17 protein-coding genes and 1 pseudogene are annotated in these 16,175 nt (G+C 61.9%); 7 read left to right on the top strand and 11 right to left on the bottom strand.

Annotation, left to right across the window (positions count from 1 at the left end; all coding sequences use genetic code 11):
- Window positions 1-23 precede the first annotated feature (23 nt).
- Window positions 24-761: a hypothetical protein gene (locus JYG34_RS13220; protein WP_213661085.1), complete on the top strand. Its 738-nt coding sequence runs from the start codon at window positions 24-26 to the stop codon at window positions 759-761.
- A gap of 127 nt (window positions 762-888) precedes the next feature.
- Here JYG34_RS13220 and JYG34_RS13215 read toward each other — a convergent pair whose 3' ends face one another.
- Complete coding sequence (locus JYG34_RS13215) at window positions 889-1,323, bottom strand: DUF6691 family protein (protein WP_213661084.1); 435 nt, start codon at window positions 1,321-1,323, stop codon at window positions 889-891.
- Between the two features lies 1 nt (window position 1,324).
- Window positions 1,325-1,762 (bottom strand): YeeE/YedE family protein, encoded by a 438-nt coding sequence (locus tag JYG34_RS13210; protein ID WP_213661083.1) that lies wholly within the window; start codon window positions 1,760-1,762, stop codon window positions 1,325-1,327.
- 192 nt (window positions 1,763-1,954) lie between these two features.
- On the opposite strand from JYG34_RS13210, the gene JYG34_RS13205 reads away from it, so the two are divergent.
- From JYG34_RS13205 to JYG34_RS13195, 3 genes are read left to right on the top strand one after another with little or no spacing between them, the layout of a single operon-like run.
- Window positions 1,955-2,539, top strand: a complete 585-nt coding sequence (locus JYG34_RS13205; protein ID WP_213661082.1) for a phosphoribosyltransferase family protein — start codon at window positions 1,955-1,957, stop codon at window positions 2,537-2,539.
- A 49-nt stretch (window positions 2,540-2,588) separates the two neighbouring features.
- Window positions 2,589-3,578 (top strand): universal stress protein, encoded by a 990-nt coding sequence (locus JYG34_RS13200; RefSeq protein WP_213661081.1) that lies wholly within the window; start codon window positions 2,589-2,591, stop codon window positions 3,576-3,578.
- A gap of 34 nt (window positions 3,579-3,612) precedes the next feature.
- Window positions 3,613-4,560: a ribose-phosphate diphosphokinase gene (locus JYG34_RS13195; protein ID WP_213661080.1), complete on the top strand. Its 948-nt coding sequence runs from the start codon at window positions 3,613-3,615 to the stop codon at window positions 4,558-4,560.
- Window positions 4,561-4,586: 26 nt separating this feature from the next.
- Here JYG34_RS13195 and JYG34_RS13190 read toward each other — a convergent pair.
- The 3 genes and pseudogenes from JYG34_RS13190 to JYG34_RS13180 all read right to left on the bottom strand — a co-directional run bounded on the left by JYG34_RS13190 (window position 4,587) and on the right by JYG34_RS13180 (window position 7,461).
- A pseudogene (locus JYG34_RS13190) lies at window positions 4,587-6,374 on the bottom strand (HAD-IC family P-type ATPase).
- 5 nt (window positions 6,375-6,379) lie between these two features.
- Window positions 6,380-6,634, bottom strand: a complete 255-nt coding sequence (locus JYG34_RS13185) for an alanine-zipper protein (protein ID WP_213661079.1) — start codon at window positions 6,632-6,634, stop codon at window positions 6,380-6,382.
- A 266-nt stretch (window positions 6,635-6,900) separates the two neighbouring features.
- Complete coding sequence (locus tag JYG34_RS13180) at window positions 6,901-7,461, bottom strand: Hsp20/alpha crystallin family protein (protein WP_213661078.1); 561 nt, start codon at window positions 7,459-7,461, stop codon at window positions 6,901-6,903.
- A gap of 193 nt (window positions 7,462-7,654) precedes the next feature.
- Between JYG34_RS13180 and JYG34_RS13175 the strand changes: the two genes are divergently transcribed.
- On the top strand, window positions 7,655-8,386 hold the full coding sequence (locus JYG34_RS13175) for a hypothetical protein (RefSeq protein WP_213661077.1): 732 nt from the start codon (window positions 7,655-7,657) through the stop codon (window positions 8,384-8,386).
- On the opposite strand, the gene JYG34_RS13170 is transcribed toward JYG34_RS13175, so the two are convergent.
- A complete protein-coding gene (locus tag JYG34_RS13170) occupies window positions 8,361-9,092 on the bottom strand; it encodes a helix-turn-helix domain-containing protein (RefSeq protein ID WP_213661076.1) in 732 nt (243 codons plus the stop codon). The genes JYG34_RS13175 and JYG34_RS13170 overlap by 26 nt on opposite strands.
- A gap of 359 nt (window positions 9,093-9,451) precedes the next feature.
- Here JYG34_RS13170 and JYG34_RS13165 point away from each other — a divergent pair, with 359 nt between their 5' ends.
- The gene (locus JYG34_RS13165; RefSeq protein ID WP_213661075.1) at window positions 9,452-10,021 is read left to right on the top strand and encodes a GNAT family N-acetyltransferase; all 570 of its coding nucleotides are present in this window, start codon (window positions 9,452-9,454) and stop codon (window positions 10,019-10,021) included.
- Window positions 10,022-10,280: 259 nt separating this feature from the next.
- Here JYG34_RS13165 and JYG34_RS13160 read toward each other — a convergent pair whose 3' ends face one another.
- Genes JYG34_RS13160 through JYG34_RS13150 form a run of 3 tightly spaced genes read right to left on the bottom strand, consistent with a single transcriptional unit; the run spans window position 10,281 to window position 13,229 of the window.
- Entirely contained in the window at window positions 10,281-10,889 is a 609-nt protein-coding gene (locus tag JYG34_RS13160; protein ID WP_213661179.1) for a hypothetical protein, read from the bottom strand.
- A gap of 55 nt (window positions 10,890-10,944) precedes the next feature.
- The gene (locus tag JYG34_RS13155; RefSeq protein WP_213661074.1) at window positions 10,945-12,312 is read right to left on the bottom strand and encodes an MBL fold metallo-hydrolase RNA specificity domain-containing protein; all 1,368 of its coding nucleotides are present in this window, start codon (window positions 12,310-12,312) and stop codon (window positions 10,945-10,947) included.
- Window positions 12,313-12,314: 2 nt separating this feature from the next.
- Window positions 12,315-13,229 carry a universal stress protein gene (locus JYG34_RS13150; protein WP_213661073.1) on the bottom strand — a complete coding sequence of 305 codons (915 nt, stop codon included), beginning with the start codon at window positions 13,227-13,229 and terminating at the stop codon, window positions 12,315-12,317.
- A gap of 182 nt (window positions 13,230-13,411) precedes the next feature.
- Between JYG34_RS13150 and JYG34_RS13145 the strand changes: the two genes are divergently transcribed.
- Window positions 13,412-13,957, top strand: coding sequence for a GNAT family N-acetyltransferase (locus JYG34_RS13145; RefSeq protein ID WP_213661072.1), 546 nt, complete (start codon window positions 13,412-13,414; stop codon window positions 13,955-13,957).
- Between the two features lie 27 nt (window positions 13,958-13,984).
- Here JYG34_RS13145 and JYG34_RS13140 read toward each other — a convergent pair whose 3' ends face one another.
- Window positions 13,985-14,911: a universal stress protein gene (locus JYG34_RS13140; protein WP_213661071.1), complete on the bottom strand. Its 927-nt coding sequence runs from the start codon at window positions 14,909-14,911 to the stop codon at window positions 13,985-13,987.
- 175 nt (window positions 14,912-15,086) lie between these two features.
- Complete coding sequence (locus JYG34_RS13135) at window positions 15,087-15,977, bottom strand: universal stress protein (protein WP_213661070.1); 891 nt, start codon at window positions 15,975-15,977, stop codon at window positions 15,087-15,089.
- Window positions 15,978-16,175 lie beyond the last annotated feature (198 nt).

Raw genomic sequence — 16,175 nt, 5'->3', positions numbered from 1 at the left:
AAACCCTCAAAGGAATGAGTCCCATGCGCGGATTTACCGTATTACCGCTGCTGTTTCTCTCTTTGACCGCCTGGGGCGACTGCACGCAGTACCTGCAGACCTGGGCCCAGACATTGCATCCGACACTGAAGCTCGACAGCGAATATGCGGTCTGCAAGGTCAATCCCGCAGACGCCAGCCAGGTCGTGGCAGCCTTGCCCATGAAAGTGGACATCGATGAAGACGGGCATGGCAATTACGGCCTAGATGTGCTGGTGGCTGATGCCGCCAGTGGCAAGATTATTGGCCGCAATTATCAACACGCTGCGATCATCTCCGATGCGATGCGATTTTCAGGCCTGAGCCTGGACACTGCACGTTATCAGGTAGCCCCTGGGCTACGGGCATTTGGCGTGCGCATCAGCCACTCAGGTTCGTCACGGGTCAATCCGTATGGCAGTGAAACCCTGAGTCTGTACGTGAACGACGGTTCGCAGTTGCGCCGGATCATGGGGCACTTGGTTGTCAGTGAGAGCCAGGGCGAATGGGACGGTGTCTGCGCCGGTGAATTCGGCGAGACAAAGCGGACCCTGGCGATTGGCAAAGCTGGCAAGGATGGATTCAGCCAAATACGGATTACCGAGGTTTCGACTGGCAGGCAGGCCGTTCTCAAGGGTGAGGATGACTGTGAAGAAATGGAGGTCAAGTCGAGGACGAAGATGTTCAGCCTGGATTATGACGGCGGTCGGTATGGAGTACCGAAGGAATTGATGTACCAGTGAGCTGGATTGGCAATGGGGCTTTGATGGAGGCTGAAATCTGGCCTCCCTCTGGGCGTGATGCTCAATACGAACATGCGCATAATGTATATTATGTTAAATAGCGTATTGTGGAAGGCAGCCCTCTGCTTCACCTGCCGCCCTGAGAACTGCTGCGAATCGCTTCCAAGGCATTGAACAACCCCATACCGGCAAGCATCGCGGCCACAAATAGCCAGGCTTGCCAGTACCCGCCAACGAGCAACACCAGCGCCGGGCCCGGACACACGCCGGCAAGTCCCCAGCCGACGCCGAAGACCAGGCTCCCGCCGACGAGTCGACGGTCGATATCGCGCCTGGCAGGCAGCTGCATCGTTCCCCCCAGCAAGGCCGAGGTACGTCGTCGCGCCCAGGTCATAGGCAACAGCGCGGCACCTATGGCACCTGCCATGACCAGTGCCAGCGATGGGTCCCATTGCCCGGCAAGGTCGAGAAAACCCAGCACCTTGGCGGGGTTTGTCATCCCGGACAGCAATAACCCCATACCGAACAACACCCCCGCGATGAAACCGCTGATCCGTTTCATTTCACGCGCCCGCCAGAAGGTGCCGAACCACGAAGACCGTGACAAAACCGGCCGCCATGAAGCACAGCGTCGCCAGCGCAGAACGGGGCGACAGGCGTGACAGGCCACACACACCATGGCCACTGGTGCAGCCACCGCCATAACGGGTACCCAGGCCTACCAGCAGCCCCGCAACCATCAGCGCCCAGGGCGCCGTACTGAAGTGAACCAGGGGCATCGCCAGGAACACTTGCCATAAAAGTGGCGCGGCAGTAAGTCCCAGCAAAAAGCACACTTTTTCGTCGCGCCCTTCTCCACCACTTTGCAGCAGCGAGCCGAGCAAACCGCTGATACCCGCGATGCGCCCGTTCGCCACGGCGAACAGCCCGGCGGCCAAACCGATCAGTGCCCCGCCTGCCAATGCCGACCACGGCGTGAAGACAGCGATATCAACGAGCATCTCAGCGCTCCATTTTCGAACTACAGACAAGAACAAATTTTATCTTAGCGGATGTGCTCTAGATGAGTACGGTCCCGGAATGAGACGGTGCGGGTTGATAGTGGAATTGACCGGTAATTGGCTTTTATCAAGTCGAGCTGCCGACGGCGGCGTAAGTTGCCAATGTCTATTGGCCGGCCATGGAAAAGAATCGTGAACCGCCCCGCTCCCTCATGCGTTCGCCTGTATGACGAACAAGATCTCGATAGCGTGCTGCATACCATGGCGCATCAGGCCCTGGCGTTCATGCCCGCACAGCCCGTGGTACTGGTGGGGATTCAACGCCGAGGAGAGCCTTTGGCGCGTCGCCTGCAACTGCACTTGCAGCAACTGACCGGGGCCGCGCCATTTCCGCTCTACCCGGTCAAGGTCAAGCGTTACGCCGACGACCTCAGCATCCTGCATGCCCATCCGCAGCTCGTCGAGAACCCTGAGTTGGCCGCCCTGAATCTGGCCGACACCACGTTGCTGGTGGTCGATGATGTGCTGTACGAAGGGCACTCCCTGCTGCGCACCTGCGCTTACCTGGCTCAGCTAGGCGCGCGTCGGGTACTCAGCGCGGTGCTCGTTGACCGCCACGCCTGTCAGCAACCCGTGCATGCGCATATCGTGGGTATCCACCTGCAGGTCGCCGAGCAGGATATCGTGGAATGCCATGTGCCGCCTTTCGAAGCGGTTTTCTGCGTGGAAGTGATTCACCACGGTCGCGCCGTGATACCGCCTGAATCGACTCGATGAAGTAGCGTTGCCCATAGGGAATGTCATCGAAGCTGCCGCTCAGCCAATCTTGATAAATATCAAGGCCATCAAGCCCCACTGCGTCACCCTTGGCCTGAACCGGTGGGCCTTCATCGAGGCTGCCATTGCCGTGGAGGCCATCATGAACGCTGACTCGCGACTGCTACTGATCTGCCATCCAGACCTGCACCCCTCGCCTGCGTTGACGCGTGCTCAGGCGCTGGCCAGCACGACAGGCGCCACCTTGCACCTGGTGGTGCTCAGCCAACTGCCCTCACGCCTGGCCACACTGGACCAGGTGCTGCGCAGCAATGCCCGCAAGCAGGACGCCGAGCACCGCAAGGCTTGGCTCGCCGACCAGGTGAAGGCGCTGGGCGAACTGGGCATTACCGCCTATGCCGAGACACTGGACGATGAAGACCCTCTCAAGGACTTGATCCGGTTGGCCCAACTGCACCGGGTAGAGATGGTGATCAAGGATATCAAGCACGAAACCGCCTTGAGCCGTGCCTTGCTTACACCCTTGGACTGGCAATTGCTGCGCCGTTGCCCGATACCGCTGCACCTGGTGGCCCAGGCTGAAACCGGGCTGCCAGCGCGCATACTCGTCGCCGTCGATCTGGTCGAGCACGACCCTGTGATCGACAAGCTCAACGGCCACATTCTGCAAGCGGCACAGGCACTGGCACAACGATGCAAGGCGCAACTGCATCTGCTGCAGGCCTATGAACCCAGCGCCAGCTTCGTTGCCTATGCCGCCGCCCCCGTGGCCTGGACTGACAAGCTGGTCGAGGAAATGTCCGGTCGCGCGCGCGAGCGCATGGCGACGTTCGGCGGCCACTACGGCATCAAGCCAGATCACCTGCACCTGGTGCGAGGCGCTGCCCGTAACGTGGTCAGCGAATACGCGAACCAGCATGGCTTCAATGTAGTGGTGATGGGCACGCTCTACCACGGGGGCGTGAGCAAGGTCGTCGGAAGTACGACCGAGCAAACCCTGTACAAGGTTCACTCCAGCATTCTGGCCATCCACGGTTGAACGGTTGCTGTGAACGACCTCTGGAGCGCTGGGCATGAATGACACACCGCCGATACTGTTCGCCTTGCAAGGCAGCCAGGCCTATGGAAATGCCGTCGCGCAATGCCTGGGCTGGAAACTGTCGGCACATGAAGAGCGCGACTACGAGGACGGCGAGCACAAATGCTGGCCTGGCGAATCGGTCGACGCTCGATCGGTCATCGTCTTTCACTCGCTCTTCGGTGACGCGCACCACAGCGCTCACGACAAGCTGTGCCGCTTGTTGTTCTTCTGTGCTGCGCTCAAGGACGCCGGCGCCAACCAGGTGACAGCAGTCACGCCTTACCTGTGTTATGGCCGCAAGGACCGCAAGGTGGAGTTTCAGGACGCTACCATCACCCGGTATGTAGCGCGGCTGATGGAAAGCTGCGGCGTCGACCGCATAGTGGCGCTGGACGTGCACAACCCCAGCGCTTTTGACAACGCCTACCGGATCCCGAGTTGGAATCTGCAATGCACCCAATTGTTCGCCCAACGCCTGGCCCCGTTGCTCGGCGAGCAGTCGGTCACGGTCGTCTCGCCGGATATCGGAGGCATCAAGCGCGCCGAGCAGTTTCGCCTGGTCCTGGCGGACTTGCTGGGGCGCCCGGTATCGGTGGCCATGATGGAAAAGCACCGCCAGCAGGCAGGCCTGAGCGGCGACCATCTGGTCGGTAACGTGGCAGGCCGCACCGTCATCGTGTTCGATGACCTGATCAGCACGGGGCAGACGCTGCTACATGCGGCCCAAGCCTGCCGGCAGGCGGGAGCCAGCCGCATGCTGGCCGCTGCTACCCACGGCCTGTTCACCACCGGTGGCGAGCTGTTCGACAGCGGTGCGTTCGAACGGGTACTGGTGGCCGACAGCATCGCGCCTTTTCGCCTGCCCGTGCGCTGCATGGCGCAGCTGGAGATTGTCGATACCAGCACCTTGGTCGCCGATTTGCTTGCAAACCGGCGGTGACCCCGGCGCATGGCCTTGCACCGCGCTCAGCGGTGATCCAGGTACCGATACAGGGCTTCTTCCTGGTCGAAATGCAACTTGGCCAAGGTGTCCAGGCGTATCAACTGGTGCTGGATGTCATCAGCGTTCGGGCTCGCTGCCGCCCGGCTGAAATCGTGGCTCATGCAGGACAGAAGATGAATGAGGCGGAAAATTTCCCGGTGGGTATGGCTCATCGCCAACAGCGGATCTTCGCCGGGCATGAAGCGGCTCAGCAGCGGATACAAACGGCGCTCGTCATCGCGCTCGTGGCGCTCCAGAAGGTCATGCAACCCGGTGACCAGTTTGCCCAGGTCGGCCCGCGCCTGCTCGATGGGACGCTTGGCGAAGTCGCCGGCCATCTGGCTCAGTTCCGTCAGCAACCCGTCGAGTTGCCGATGTTCATCCTGCAACCGATCCAGGTCCTTGGCGGCAAGCCCACTGCGTCGGCTAGCCGTCAAGGGGCCCAGCGCGCGCAAGGCGTTGGCGATGATCAACAGATCGATACCTTCCTGCAACACCGCCCCCAGCAACGCGGGCAGGTAGCCAGCGGCCGCAACCACCATGGCCAGCAACGACAGGCTCATGCCCACCCATCCCCCTTGCCGGGCGATGTACACGGCGTGCCGGGCGATATCCAAGGCCTCGACCAATCGATCGAGGCGATCGACCAGCAATACCACACCGGCCGCCTGGGCAGAAGCCGTAACACCAGAAGCGCCCATGGCAACCCCGACATTGGCCGCCGCCAATGCCGGCGCATCGTTGATGCCATCGCCCACCATCAGCGAGGGCGCCGTGCGGCAGCCTTCCTGCACCAGGCGAATCTTGTCCTCGGGCGAGAGACCCGAGCGAAGCTCGTCGATACCCGCCGCCAGCGCGACCATTTCCGCCGTTTCCGGGCGGTCGCCGGTGAGCATGACCACCTTGTCGATACCACGCGCCCGCAGGCAGCGCAGTGTCTGGGGGGTTTCCCGGCGCCAGCCGCAGTACCGCTTTCAACTCGCCGTCAACCGCCACGAAACTGCCGCTGTTGGCCAGGTAGTCCAGTTGCTGCAGGCGCGCCTGTGCCCAGCGGCCATCGTCCTGCTCATTTTGCACATAGGCCAGGCTCCCCAAGCGTATAGCCTGGCCTTGCACGATCCCGGCAAGACCCTGGCCGGGGCTTTCCTGCACCTGCTGGGCAGCAGTCAGCGTCAGGTGGCGCAGGCGGGCGGCGTGAACGATGGCCTGGGCAATCGGATGGGTCGAGGACTGGGCCAGCGAAGCGGCCAACTGCAGCATTTGCAGGGGCGCGCCCTGCCCCTTTACGTCGATCGACTGCAACTGGGCATGGCCACTGGTCAAGGTACCGGTCTTGTCGAGGAACACCTGGCGGATACCGGCCAGGGCCTCGAGCACCTCACCGTCACGCACCAGTATGTTGCGCCGTGCAGCCCTCGAAATGCCCGAGATGATGGCAATCGGCACCGCCAGTATCAGCGGGCAAGGTGTGGCGACCACCAGCACGGCCAGCACCCGCTGCACATCGCCACTGGCCCACCAGGCCAGCGCAGCAATTGCTCCAGAGCCAGGGCTGCGCCAATCGACAGCAGCGCGATCAGGTCGATGCCCGCCTCACCCTTGGCCAGGCGCTGGGCCATTTCAACCACCAGCACCACGACCATGAGCGCGCTGCCAGCGGCCCAGGCCAGCACCGCCCAAGTCGGCTGTTGCGCAGCATAGCTCAGCCCTCCGAGCAGCAAGGCCAGGACGCATACCAGCAACAGGCTTGGATCCAGCCATCGACGTGACATGGCGGTTACTTGCGTTTGGCCTGCTGGAGCAACCGTTGGACCTGTTCCTGGGCCTGAGTCGCTCTGCGCAGCGCCTCGTTCGCGGTCTGCTCGACCAGGTCGATGCGGTAGCACACCTGGTCGGCCCGCAATCGAGCGGTAGCCGCATTGTTTTCAGCCGACTCCAGGCGCGCGTCATATTGCTCAGCGTGCCAAGGGGTACAGCCCGAAGCCGCTGCCAGCAGCAGGCTGGACAATCCGGCAAGCAGATAGCGTTGCATATTGGTGCCCTCGCACATGCCTGAGACACCCTCAGTATCGGCATCGCCACTCACCGCAGCCTGACATTTATCAAGCTCGCCCGGCGTGCGACCAGGCGCTCAAGCGCAGTGCCGAGACTCAAGCCGAAGGCCTGCGCGTCACCGTTAAAGGGAAATACTGGGCGGCGCCGTGACCACACCCCGGTTGAAGTATTTGCCAATGGACATGATTTTCTACCTTTGTGGAATGCGCAGGCGGAGCGTCCCTGCTCCTGAAATCGGGTCGCTCACCTGCTGCTTTTGATAGGAATCACTTTTTCAGGGTGAATCGCCTCGGCGCGCTTGGGCAGGTGCACCAGCAGCACACCCTTGGCAAACTGGGCACTGATCTTTTCAGCGTCGACTTCACGGGGTAGCTGGAAGACCCGCTCGAAGCTGCCATAGTGCCGCTCCGACAGGTGGTATTCTTTTCGCTTTTCGTCAACCTCTTCCTGCTTCTCGCCGCGAATCACCACGTTGCCATTGATCAGCTTGATCTCGATATCCTTGTCGTCCACACCTGGCAGTTCGGCGCTGATGCGAAATTCGTCGGCCAGTTCGCTGATATCCATTGCCGGTAAGCCATGGCTGAACAGCTCAGGCCGCCAGAATGGCTCGACATCGAACGGGGTGTGGCTGAACGGCATGCGCAATGGCCGGCGCCCAAAATCGTCGAACAGGCTGTCGATCTGACGCCGCAACTGCTGGAACGGTCGCCACAGGTCCGACGGCTTGGTGCTTGCTGGCGACACCTTGGTGGCCTCGGTGGCTGCGGGGGTGACAGGTACTTTCTTGGCTGCTTCGGACATGACGACCTCCTCGAATGAGTAATGCCTCCTTGGGAGACGCCTTGATGGTGCGCTGGGGGTCGACCGCGCGTTTGACCTTTATCAATCAGTGGCCTGCCGCCATCGCTTGTCGGTTTGACCCTGATCAAAGTCCCGCTCTGGCGGACGCTTAGCCTGAAACAGCACGGTCAATCCAAACAAGATCGAGGCAACTATGGAGCGGGACGACAGCAAAAGTGTCCGCTTGCTGGAAACCTTACCCGGCCCGGGCATTCAGCAATGCCTGCGCCTGGCACTGTGCGGCGCGCAATTGAGCGAGGCGATGCCAGGCCAGTACTGCCTGCTGGCCAATCGTAGCGAGCGCTGGGCATGCAGCTACGTCAGCCTGCCTGGGGGGGACGGTCGGTTCATGGTGGCTACCCACAGCGCACACCCCTTGGGGCATCCAGGCGAACTACTGGGGTATTCAGGCCCCCTCGGCAGCGCCTGGCCAGTGCCCTTGCAGAGCGCACGGCTGCTGGCGATCACCCGTGGCGAAGGGGTACTGGCGTTGCTGTGCATGCTCGATGAGATCCACTGCTGGCTGCCTTGGGTGCAGGTGCGCTTGCTGCACGACGGCTTGCCGCTGGAGCACCTGCCCACTGAATGCCGACCGATGCTTCGCGGGCAAACGACGGCGCCGCGCAACTGCCTCAGCGGGTGGATGCAACTGACACATCAACTGCAGGCGTTCAGACCAGACACGGTCTACTGTTGCGCGCCGGCGCAGATAGCCCGGCAAGCGGCACGCATCTGTTGGCAAAAAGGAGTCGCACCACAGCGCATCTGGCTGCGCACTGACCATATGCCTCGGCCAAATTCGGTGGATCAATGTTCTCTGGGTGGGCCGGTTCAACGCTACAACAGGGTTCTGGCAGCGCTCAACTGGGTTCCTCCACCTGGCTGAGTTTCAATAGGCCTTGAAAGTCGACTAACCGGACTTCCCGCCCGCCGCACTGCACCAACCCTACCTGGGTGAAGCGGCTGAACAGCCGGCTGACGGTTTCCAGGGAAAGGTCCAGGTAGTTGGCGATATCGCCACGGGACATCGGCAGGTTGAAGACGTCTGCGCGCAGGCCGCGTTCGTGATAACGCGCCGACATGCCGAGCAGGAAGATCGCAAGCCGCTGCTCGGCTCGACCGTGGCAGCAACGCAAGTGTTCGTCCTTGCCTTGGATTCCCATGCTCAGCATATGCAACAGTTGGTAGCGCAAACCGGGGATCAGCCCAGACAGCTCGACGAGCTGATCCAACCTGATGGAGCACACCAGCGAAACCTCCATCGCCACGGCATAGCTCCGGTAATACCTTGCACCGATGGCGTCCAGCCCCAGCATCTCCCCTGGCAGAACGAAACCGGTGACCCGCTCGTTACCGTCGGTAGCGAGCAGGAAACTCTTGATGGCCCCTGAGCGCAGAGCGAACACATGCTCCATGGGCTCATCGGCCTTGAACAGATACTCGCCCTTCTTCAAAGGGCGGTTGCGGCGCACGATTCGCTCCAGCTTGTCCACCTCGTCGGCACTGAGACTGGCGGGCAGGCAAAGCCGACTCAACGAACACGCAAGGCACTTCACCTGGGGCCTTGCCCCGGTATCCAGTGAGCTTGACATGGACATGCCTCCGCTGTTTCGCGCGCGGGTATCCATACAAATTAGCGGGTTCGACCAGGCCTTTCAGAGCCCTCCGACCAAGGGTCATGCCACTTGCAGCGCTGCTTGCCCGTCGCTCGCGAGCTGGGAATGCCCGGCCTGGAAAGCTGTTCGTGGCCGCCCCTGCGAGCGCCGAAAACCCCGACGAACGGGCATTGAATGCCCACGTCATCGAGGCGCCTGGACGATCCGCTGTGGGGCCCCGCCTGACCAATGACAGCGGCTGGCGACCGGGGAATTGACAACGATCAAGTGCGCGCAGGGCCGAGCGTCGAAACTGAAGCTCCCTAGTTCGTTCCCCACACACGAGGATTACTTCAATGGCACCTACAGAACCGTCCCGTCAATACGCCGCCCCCTCGTTTCCCAAGCCTGAGGGCGAGCATTGGATCGAAGCGCTCGACAATGGCACCCATGTACTGATCAGGCCGCTGCAAGCCAAGGACCGGGAGCGGGAAAGGGCCTTCATCGAACGGCTGTCACCGCAATCGCGGCATTTTCGTTTCCTGTGCCAGATCAAGGAGCCTGGCGAGGCGATGCTCGACCAGTTGATGGCGGTCGACCAGGACCGACAAGCCGCTTACGTCGCCCTCGCCCATGTGGACGGCGAGCTGCAAGAAGTGGGCATTTCCCGTTACGCCGCCATTGCCGGCAAGGATGAATGCGAATGCGCCGTGACGGTGCTCGACAGCTGGCAGCACCATGGGCTGGGTCGCCTGTTGCTCAAGCACCTGACCGATCATGCCAGGGCCAAAGGCCTGCGGCAGATGTACTCGATCGACTCAGCCGCCAACCAGGCAATGCACGGCCTGGCCAAGGCAGCAGGATTCACCACCAGCACCGACCCGGATGACCCGACGCAAGTCATCCATCGCTACAACCTGACCTGAAGCGCCGTTGCACCAGCACCGGGGGCAGCCACCGCGCTGCCCCGCCTGCTTTTCGCCTCACGACCATCGTACGGCGCCTGATCATCCGACGGGCCAGTTCGACGCCCGGCCAATTCATCGAGCGCGGCAGTACCTCAGTCCTCTTCGGCCTCCCCGGTACGGGCCCTGAAGGACGCCGCGATCTCGGCCTGGCGTATCAGCCCCGTGACTTCCTCGTCCGAAGTCTGGGGAAAGTCCTGGAATCAGGCACTCCCGCCATTCAAGGCGCCGTCGCCCGGGCTGCTTCAGGCAGCAGGTCGAACTGTATGAGGCAACGCTGCTCGTCGTCCGCCGTCAACGCCTTGTATGCGCTCATTTCCCGCATCGGCGTTTCGAACAAGGCCAGGCGAATCAACCCATTTCGATCGAGGAATGTTTGCGCCATGCAGGTACACACCGGCCCGCCGAGCAATGCCGTGAGCTGCTCATCCTCGGATGAGGCCACCTGAGCCTGCAGGTTGGCGGCACAACGTTCCACGATACTGTCTACCGAGCGCCCCGCCAGCCAAAGGGTGCCGCCGCCCAGCAACGCCAGGAACAGCAACAGACCCAAGAGGACGTTCGACTCCTGGGTGATCGAACGCAGGAAGGCAAGCCGAGCCTGCCAGCCCGTGGGCTGACCATTGAAAATGGCCTTGCCGACCATGCGTTTCACGCCACGCTGCACACCCCACCCCAATGCCACGCATAAGGCCAGCAAGGCCAACAGTACGAATGGGTGTTGCATGGGCAGGCGCCAGCTCGGGCTCAACCACTGATAGGCGAAGGCCACGACGAGCAACGCGAGAATGGCCACGATCCACCCCAGGCTACCCCGTGGTCGATGCATCCAGGCCCGCAGTTTCGCCCTTGCTTGTGTTTCCATGACAGCCTCCCGGCCCAGGCTAGCGCACTGGGTCAATGGCAACGGTTTCCTGGTACTCGGGCACGCACACCTGCCAACCGAGCTCGATGCTGATCCGCCGCCGCAACGTATCGGCGGCGTGCGGCTCGCCATGGATGACGTAGGTCTGGCGTGGTGGGCGGGCGAAGCCACGCAACCACTCCATGATCTCGTCGGCATCGGCATGCGCAGAGAGGTTCTCCATGGCATGCACCTGGGCCCGGATGGGCACGTCTTCGCCATGCAGGCGGACACTGCGCGCACCGCCGACGATGTCGGCGCCGCGCGTACCACCGGCCTGGAAACCCGAGAACAGGATGCTGTTACGTGGGTTGGGTGCCAATGCTTTGAGATGGTGCAGAACCCGTCCACCGGTCGCCATGCCGCTGGCGGCGATGATGACCGCAGGTTCACGCAGTTGATCCAGATGCCGGGATTCATCGACCGTTCGGATGATCTGGGTGCCCCTGCACATTGCGGCGCACTCCGCCGGCGTCAAGCGATGCTCGCTCCGGAACTGTTGGTACAGGGTGGTTGCGTCTGTGGCCATCGGGCTGTTGAGATAGACCGGGATGTCGGGTATCAAGCCATCGCGCTTGAGTTTGTAGAGGTAATACATCAGCAACTGGGCACGGCCAACGGCGAACGACGGCACCAAGGTAATGCCGTGGCGCAGGAGGGTCTGGTTGATGACCTGGGCCAGAAATTGCTCGGTTGATTCGGTTGGATGCTGGCGATCGCCATAGGTGGACTCCACCAGCAGCACGTCTGCCGTCCTGATCAGCTCCGGCGCGCGCATGATCGGGTCTTGTGGCCGGCCTAGGTCGCCGGAGAAGACCAAGGTCTGGTCATCGACCTTGATCTGAACCGTCGCCGCACCGAGGATATGCCCTGCCGTGCGTAACATCAGTTCCATGCCTGGCGCTATCAGGGTTGGCTGATGCAACGCCACAGGGCGCAATAACGTCAAGGCGCGCTTTGCATCCTGTTCGGTATATAGCGGGCGTGCCGGCGAATGCTTGGAGTAGCCGTGCCGGTTGGCATGCTCGGCCTGCTCTTCCTGCAGCCGGGCACTGTCGAGCAACAGGATCTCGGCCAAGGCACAGGTGGCCGGCGTTGCGTAGACCGGTCCGGTATAGCCTTCGCGCGCAAGCACCGGAAGATAACCGCTGTGGTCGAGATGGGCATGGGTCAACACCACGGCATCGAGCGCGCGCAGTGCCGCCGGCAGCGGCTCCCAGTTGCGCAGGCGCAGTTGCTTGTAGCCTTGGAACAGCCCGCAGTCGATCAGCACCCGTGTGCTATCGCGGGTCAACAGGAACTTGCTGCCGGTCACGGTCCCGGTACCACCGAGAAATGTCAGTTGCATGGCTAGGGCTCCAGGGTGTCGACAGCTTGAGGGTGAACCGCCAGGATGCTGCACGGCGGGTGGCTGACGATGCGTTCGGTGGTGTCGCCAAGCAGCTTGTCTAGGCCCCTGGGCTGCACGACGCCCATGACCACCGCGTCGATGTCCAGTGCGGCAACCTGCTCGCGAATCACCTGCACCGGGCCGCCTTCCAGGAAGTGGTGGCGATCCGGCGCGACCCCCTCGGCGTCCGCCAAGGTGTCGAACGGCTCCTTGAGCGCATCGCGCATCTCTTCGATCCAGGCCTGGGTGACGTTGATGTCCGAGGCGAACACGCCAGCCAGGTTGTAGGCCGAGAGCAGGTGCAACTGTGCATCGCATTGCAGTGCCAGCGCTTGTGCGGCACGGATCAGCCCACGGTTGAAGCTGGCCTGGGCGTCGGGGGTTTCGCTGAAGGAGGTGTCCACGGCGACCAGCACACGCCGGGGCAGCGACGCGGAGGCCGTCGGTACGAAATGCGTGATGCCCTTCAAACCTCGCATCAGCGCACAATCCAGGGGCGTGCTGAACAGGCGTGCCAGCGCTGGCGTCGCCTCGCTGTCCTTGATGACCATATCTGGCTGCAGTTCACTGATGTAATCGATGGCCTGGCTGCGGATGTCCTCTGCCTGCAGGCTGTCGACCGTCAGGACTATACCGCTGGCACGGTGACGCTCGACCAACCCCGCCAGCTGCACCCGGTAGTGGTCGAACTGGCATTGGATAGCGGCCTCGTTCAATCGCTCTTCACGCAGCAGGTGCTCCTGTTTCGGTTCGAACAAACCCAATACATGCACACTGGCGCCACTGACATGCGCCAAGGCCAACGCCCTGCGCAGCGCGGGGGAATGCGGGTCGACCTCGGTGAGCAGCACCAGCAATTGTCGATATTGACCCATGGTGAACCTCCAGGCTTGCGCGGCTGGCGTGATGATGTAGGCGATTGTCCGCAGGCAAGTCGGTTCGCGCTTGATGCAGATCAGAAAACCCACCCGCCGAGCCTGAACTTGACGATTGTCAGAACCGGCGCCTCACGGCACGGTACAACAGCTCTGGCAAGCATCGACCAGATGGAGGCACCATGAGCAAGCAGCAGACTGACCAGCCAAACGCGGGCGAGCATTGGGTCGAAAAGCTTACGGACGGTTCTGCCGTACTGATCCGCCCGCTGCGCGAGGAAGATCATGAAAGGGACCGCCGTTTTGTCAGCACCATCGCTTACGAGGCGCGTCGTTTCCGCCTCATCGCCGGACTGAGCGGGATGCCGAGCGTGGATGCCCGTTGCATGCCTGTAGAACATCATCAACGCGAGGCCTATGTTGCCCTGGTCCATGCAGATGGCCAGTTACGCCAGATTGGGGTCTGCCGCTATGCCGGTGTTCCAGGCAGCCGCCTCTGCGAATGCGCCGTGGCGGTGCATGAAGCATGGCAACGCAAGGGGTTGGGGCGGTTGCTGATGCAGCACCTGATTACAGCCGCGAGGCGCAATGGCTTTCACTGCATGATTTCCAGGGACCTGGCGAACAACTACGGCATGCATCGGCTGACCAAAGGCTTGGGATTCAGCTCCCGCTACCTAGGTGGCGATGTCAGAGAAATCCTTCACGAACTTGACCTTCGCAGCTAAGAACAAGGCCCTTTCGGGCCTTGTCTCTCAGCCTTGGGAATGCTCCGGTGAAATCACCAGCACGCTGCTGGACAACCGGTGCAATACCCGTTCGGCAGTGCTACCGATGAACCAGCCAATACCGTGATGGTGGTAACTGCCCATGACCAGTACATCAATAGCATTGTGCTCCATGAACAGCGCCAGCACCTTGGCGGGGTCTCCCATGCGCAGATGGCGGTGTTCGGCGGCGATACCATTGCGCTCGGCAAGTGCCTGGAAGGCAGCGCTTTGCGCCTCGTGCAGTGTCTGGGCGAGGCTGGAGTCAAACAGGAACGAATGTTCGCGGCTGCCGCCTGCGTCCAGGTACATGGAGCCGACGTCGTAGGCATACAGCAACTCGACCTGGGCATTGCACTGTAATGCCAGTTTCAGTGCCTCGCTGATGATCTGGTCGTTGAACCCCTCGAACTGGTCCTCAGGGCGGGACAGGTCCACGGCGGCCAGAATCTTGCGCGGCAGCGCATGGCTGGCCTGGTTCACCAGGTGCAGGGGAATGCGGGTTTCCCGCAGCAGCTGGATGTCGAGCGAGGTGAACATCGCCCGCATCCACCAGGGTTCATGCTCGAGCGCCTTGATCAGCATGGCAAACGGCTGCTCGCGCAAGTGCACCAGGATCTCGTCCAGCGGATGTTGCACCCACACCACTTCGGTGGTGACCGTCACACCGTTGCGGCGCATCGACAACGCTTGGGTTTCAAGCCATTCACGGTGCTGCTGCACGTAGCCTTCACGCATCACCGCCAGCGCCTGATCATTGACCAGGCCCGCCGTGGCCAGGCCTTCGAGGTAGTCGAAGGCCACAATGTGCAAGGCCATGCCCTTGGCCTTGGCCAGCGCAGCCGCGCGGTCGTAAACCGGGGTGCGACGCATCAGAGGCGAAGCGATCAGCAAGAGTCTTTGCGGGTTGTCCATGGCGCACCTCAGCGATTGGCAAGTGTCCCTGGATCATCCATCAGCCGAGCTTCGGGGATTTGATGTTTATCAACTGAACCACTGCGCGGACATACGGCGACAAAGGCTCAAGTCCCATGACGGGCAGGCGCCCTGCCGTCACGACGCCACGTACGATGGCTACCAGGGTCCGGGTTCAACTGGCCGGCGCGGGTCTGACCGTCAGAATGCTGCACGGCGCATGGCTGACCAGCCGCTCGGTGGTATCGCCGATCAGCTTGGCCCAATGCCTGGCCTGCACGACGCCGACCACCACCACATCGATCTTCAGCGCGGCAATGTGGGACTTGATGACGCGCAAGGGCGCACCCTCGCTGAAATACCGATGCGTATGGGCGATGCCATGTGCATCGGCCAGCGCATCGAACGGCAACTGCAGCGACTCGCGCACTTCGTCCGCCCAAGGGCCGGCAAGATCAGGGTTGGCCGCCATGGCGAGAGGCAGGTCGTAGGCCGACAGCAGGTGCAACTGCCCTTTGCATTGAGCCGCCAGCTGCTGGCCTGCCGCGACCAGGACGTGGTTGAGCGCATCGTTTTGTGGCGACGGGTTGGCAACATCCACTGCGACCAGAATGCTGCGTGGAATGGCCGGGGCATTCGCCGGCACCAACAACAACGGCACCTCGCTCGCATGCAACAGCACTTGGTCTGGCGAGGTACGGGCGATCTGATCGAACAAGGAACAGCCCGGGCAGTCTTTGATCACCAGGTCAGGTGCGTAGCGGGCAATGCTGGTCGGCAGCAGATCACGTAGATTGAAGGCCTCCACGGCCTCGAAACCTGGCCGAGCCCCGAATACTGGCTGTTCATCGAGCAGCGCCTTGAGCTCGGTGCTGAAGTGCAAGAAAGAAAGCGAAGGCAGCGAGGTTTCCTGCATTCCATGACGCAGGCTCAGTTCACCCGGTTCATGGATGCCCAGCACGTGCAAAGTCGCACCCGATGCCGCAGCCAATGCCAGGGCCCGGGACAGCGCGGCACTGGCTTGAACCTCGGTCATGATAAGCAGAATCCGGCGATACGGCTTCATCGAGCACCTCTCCCCGCGCGGCTGTTGGATTGTATGCGCTTGTGATTATCGAGTCAGGTGCTGCTTCGTTCTTGACAATTATCAAGGCTCCCAGGCGCCTGAGCCGGCTCGGTCCGTTCACCGAGTTTGACCTTTATCAATCGCAACACCCGGCTCAAGGGTAGAAACAAAGCAGTGCTGCAGCTTTGCGGAGGAACT

The sequence above is a fragment of the Pseudomonas entomophila genome, from assembly GCF_018417595.1.
In the GTDB taxonomy this organism is placed as follows: Bacteria; Pseudomonadota; Gammaproteobacteria; order Pseudomonadales; family Pseudomonadaceae; genus Aquipseudomonas; species Aquipseudomonas entomophila_C.
The sequence above is the reverse complement of the archived record's forward strand: the minus strand, read 5'-3'. Positions and strand labels throughout refer to the sequence as shown.

Coding starts and splice junctions, on each gene's coding strand:
- JYG34_RS13220 (WP_213661085.1), top strand. CDS start 24: ATGCGCGGATTTACCGTATTACCGCTGCTGTTTCTCTCTTTGACCGCC.
- JYG34_RS13215 (WP_213661084.1), bottom strand. CDS start 1,323: ATGAAACGGATCAGCGGTTTCATCGCGGGGGTGTTGTTCGGTATGGGG.
- JYG34_RS13210 (WP_213661083.1), bottom strand. CDS start 1,762: ATGCTCGTTGATATCGCTGTCTTCACGCCGTGGTCGGCATTGGCAGGC.
- JYG34_RS13195 (WP_213661080.1), top strand. CDS start 3,613: ATGAATGACACACCGCCGATACTGTTCGCCTTGCAAGGCAGCCAGGCC.
- JYG34_RS13185 (WP_213661079.1), bottom strand. CDS start 6,634: ATGCAACGCTATCTGCTTGCCGGATTGTCCAGCCTGCTGCTGGCAGCG.
- JYG34_RS13180 (WP_213661078.1), bottom strand. CDS start 7,461: ATGTCCGAAGCAGCCAAGAAAGTACCTGTCACCCCCGCAGCCACCGAG.
- JYG34_RS13175 (WP_213661077.1), top strand. CDS start 7,655: ATGGAGCGGGACGACAGCAAAAGTGTCCGCTTGCTGGAAACCTTACCC.
- JYG34_RS13170 (WP_213661076.1), bottom strand. CDS start 9,092: ATGTCAAGCTCACTGGATACCGGGGCAAGGCCCCAGGTGAAGTGCCTT.
- JYG34_RS13165 (WP_213661075.1), top strand. CDS start 9,452: ATGGCACCTACAGAACCGTCCCGTCAATACGCCGCCCCCTCGTTTCCC.
- JYG34_RS13160 (WP_213661179.1), bottom strand. CDS start 10,889: ATGCATCGACCACGGGGTAGCCTGGGGTGGATCGTGGCCATTCTCGCG.
- JYG34_RS13155 (WP_213661074.1), bottom strand. CDS start 12,312: ATGCAACTGACATTTCTCGGTGGTACCGGGACCGTGACCGGCAGCAAG.
- JYG34_RS13150 (WP_213661073.1), bottom strand. CDS start 13,229: ATGGGTCAATATCGACAATTGCTGGTGCTGCTCACCGAGGTCGACCCG.
- JYG34_RS13145 (WP_213661072.1), top strand. CDS start 13,412: ATGAGCAAGCAGCAGACTGACCAGCCAAACGCGGGCGAGCATTGGGTC.
- JYG34_RS13140 (WP_213661071.1), bottom strand. CDS start 14,911: ATGGACAACCCGCAAAGACTCTTGCTGATCGCTTCGCCTCTGATGCGT.
- JYG34_RS13135 (WP_213661070.1), bottom strand. CDS start 15,977: ATGAAGCCGTATCGCCGGATTCTGCTTATCATGACCGAGGTTCAAGCC.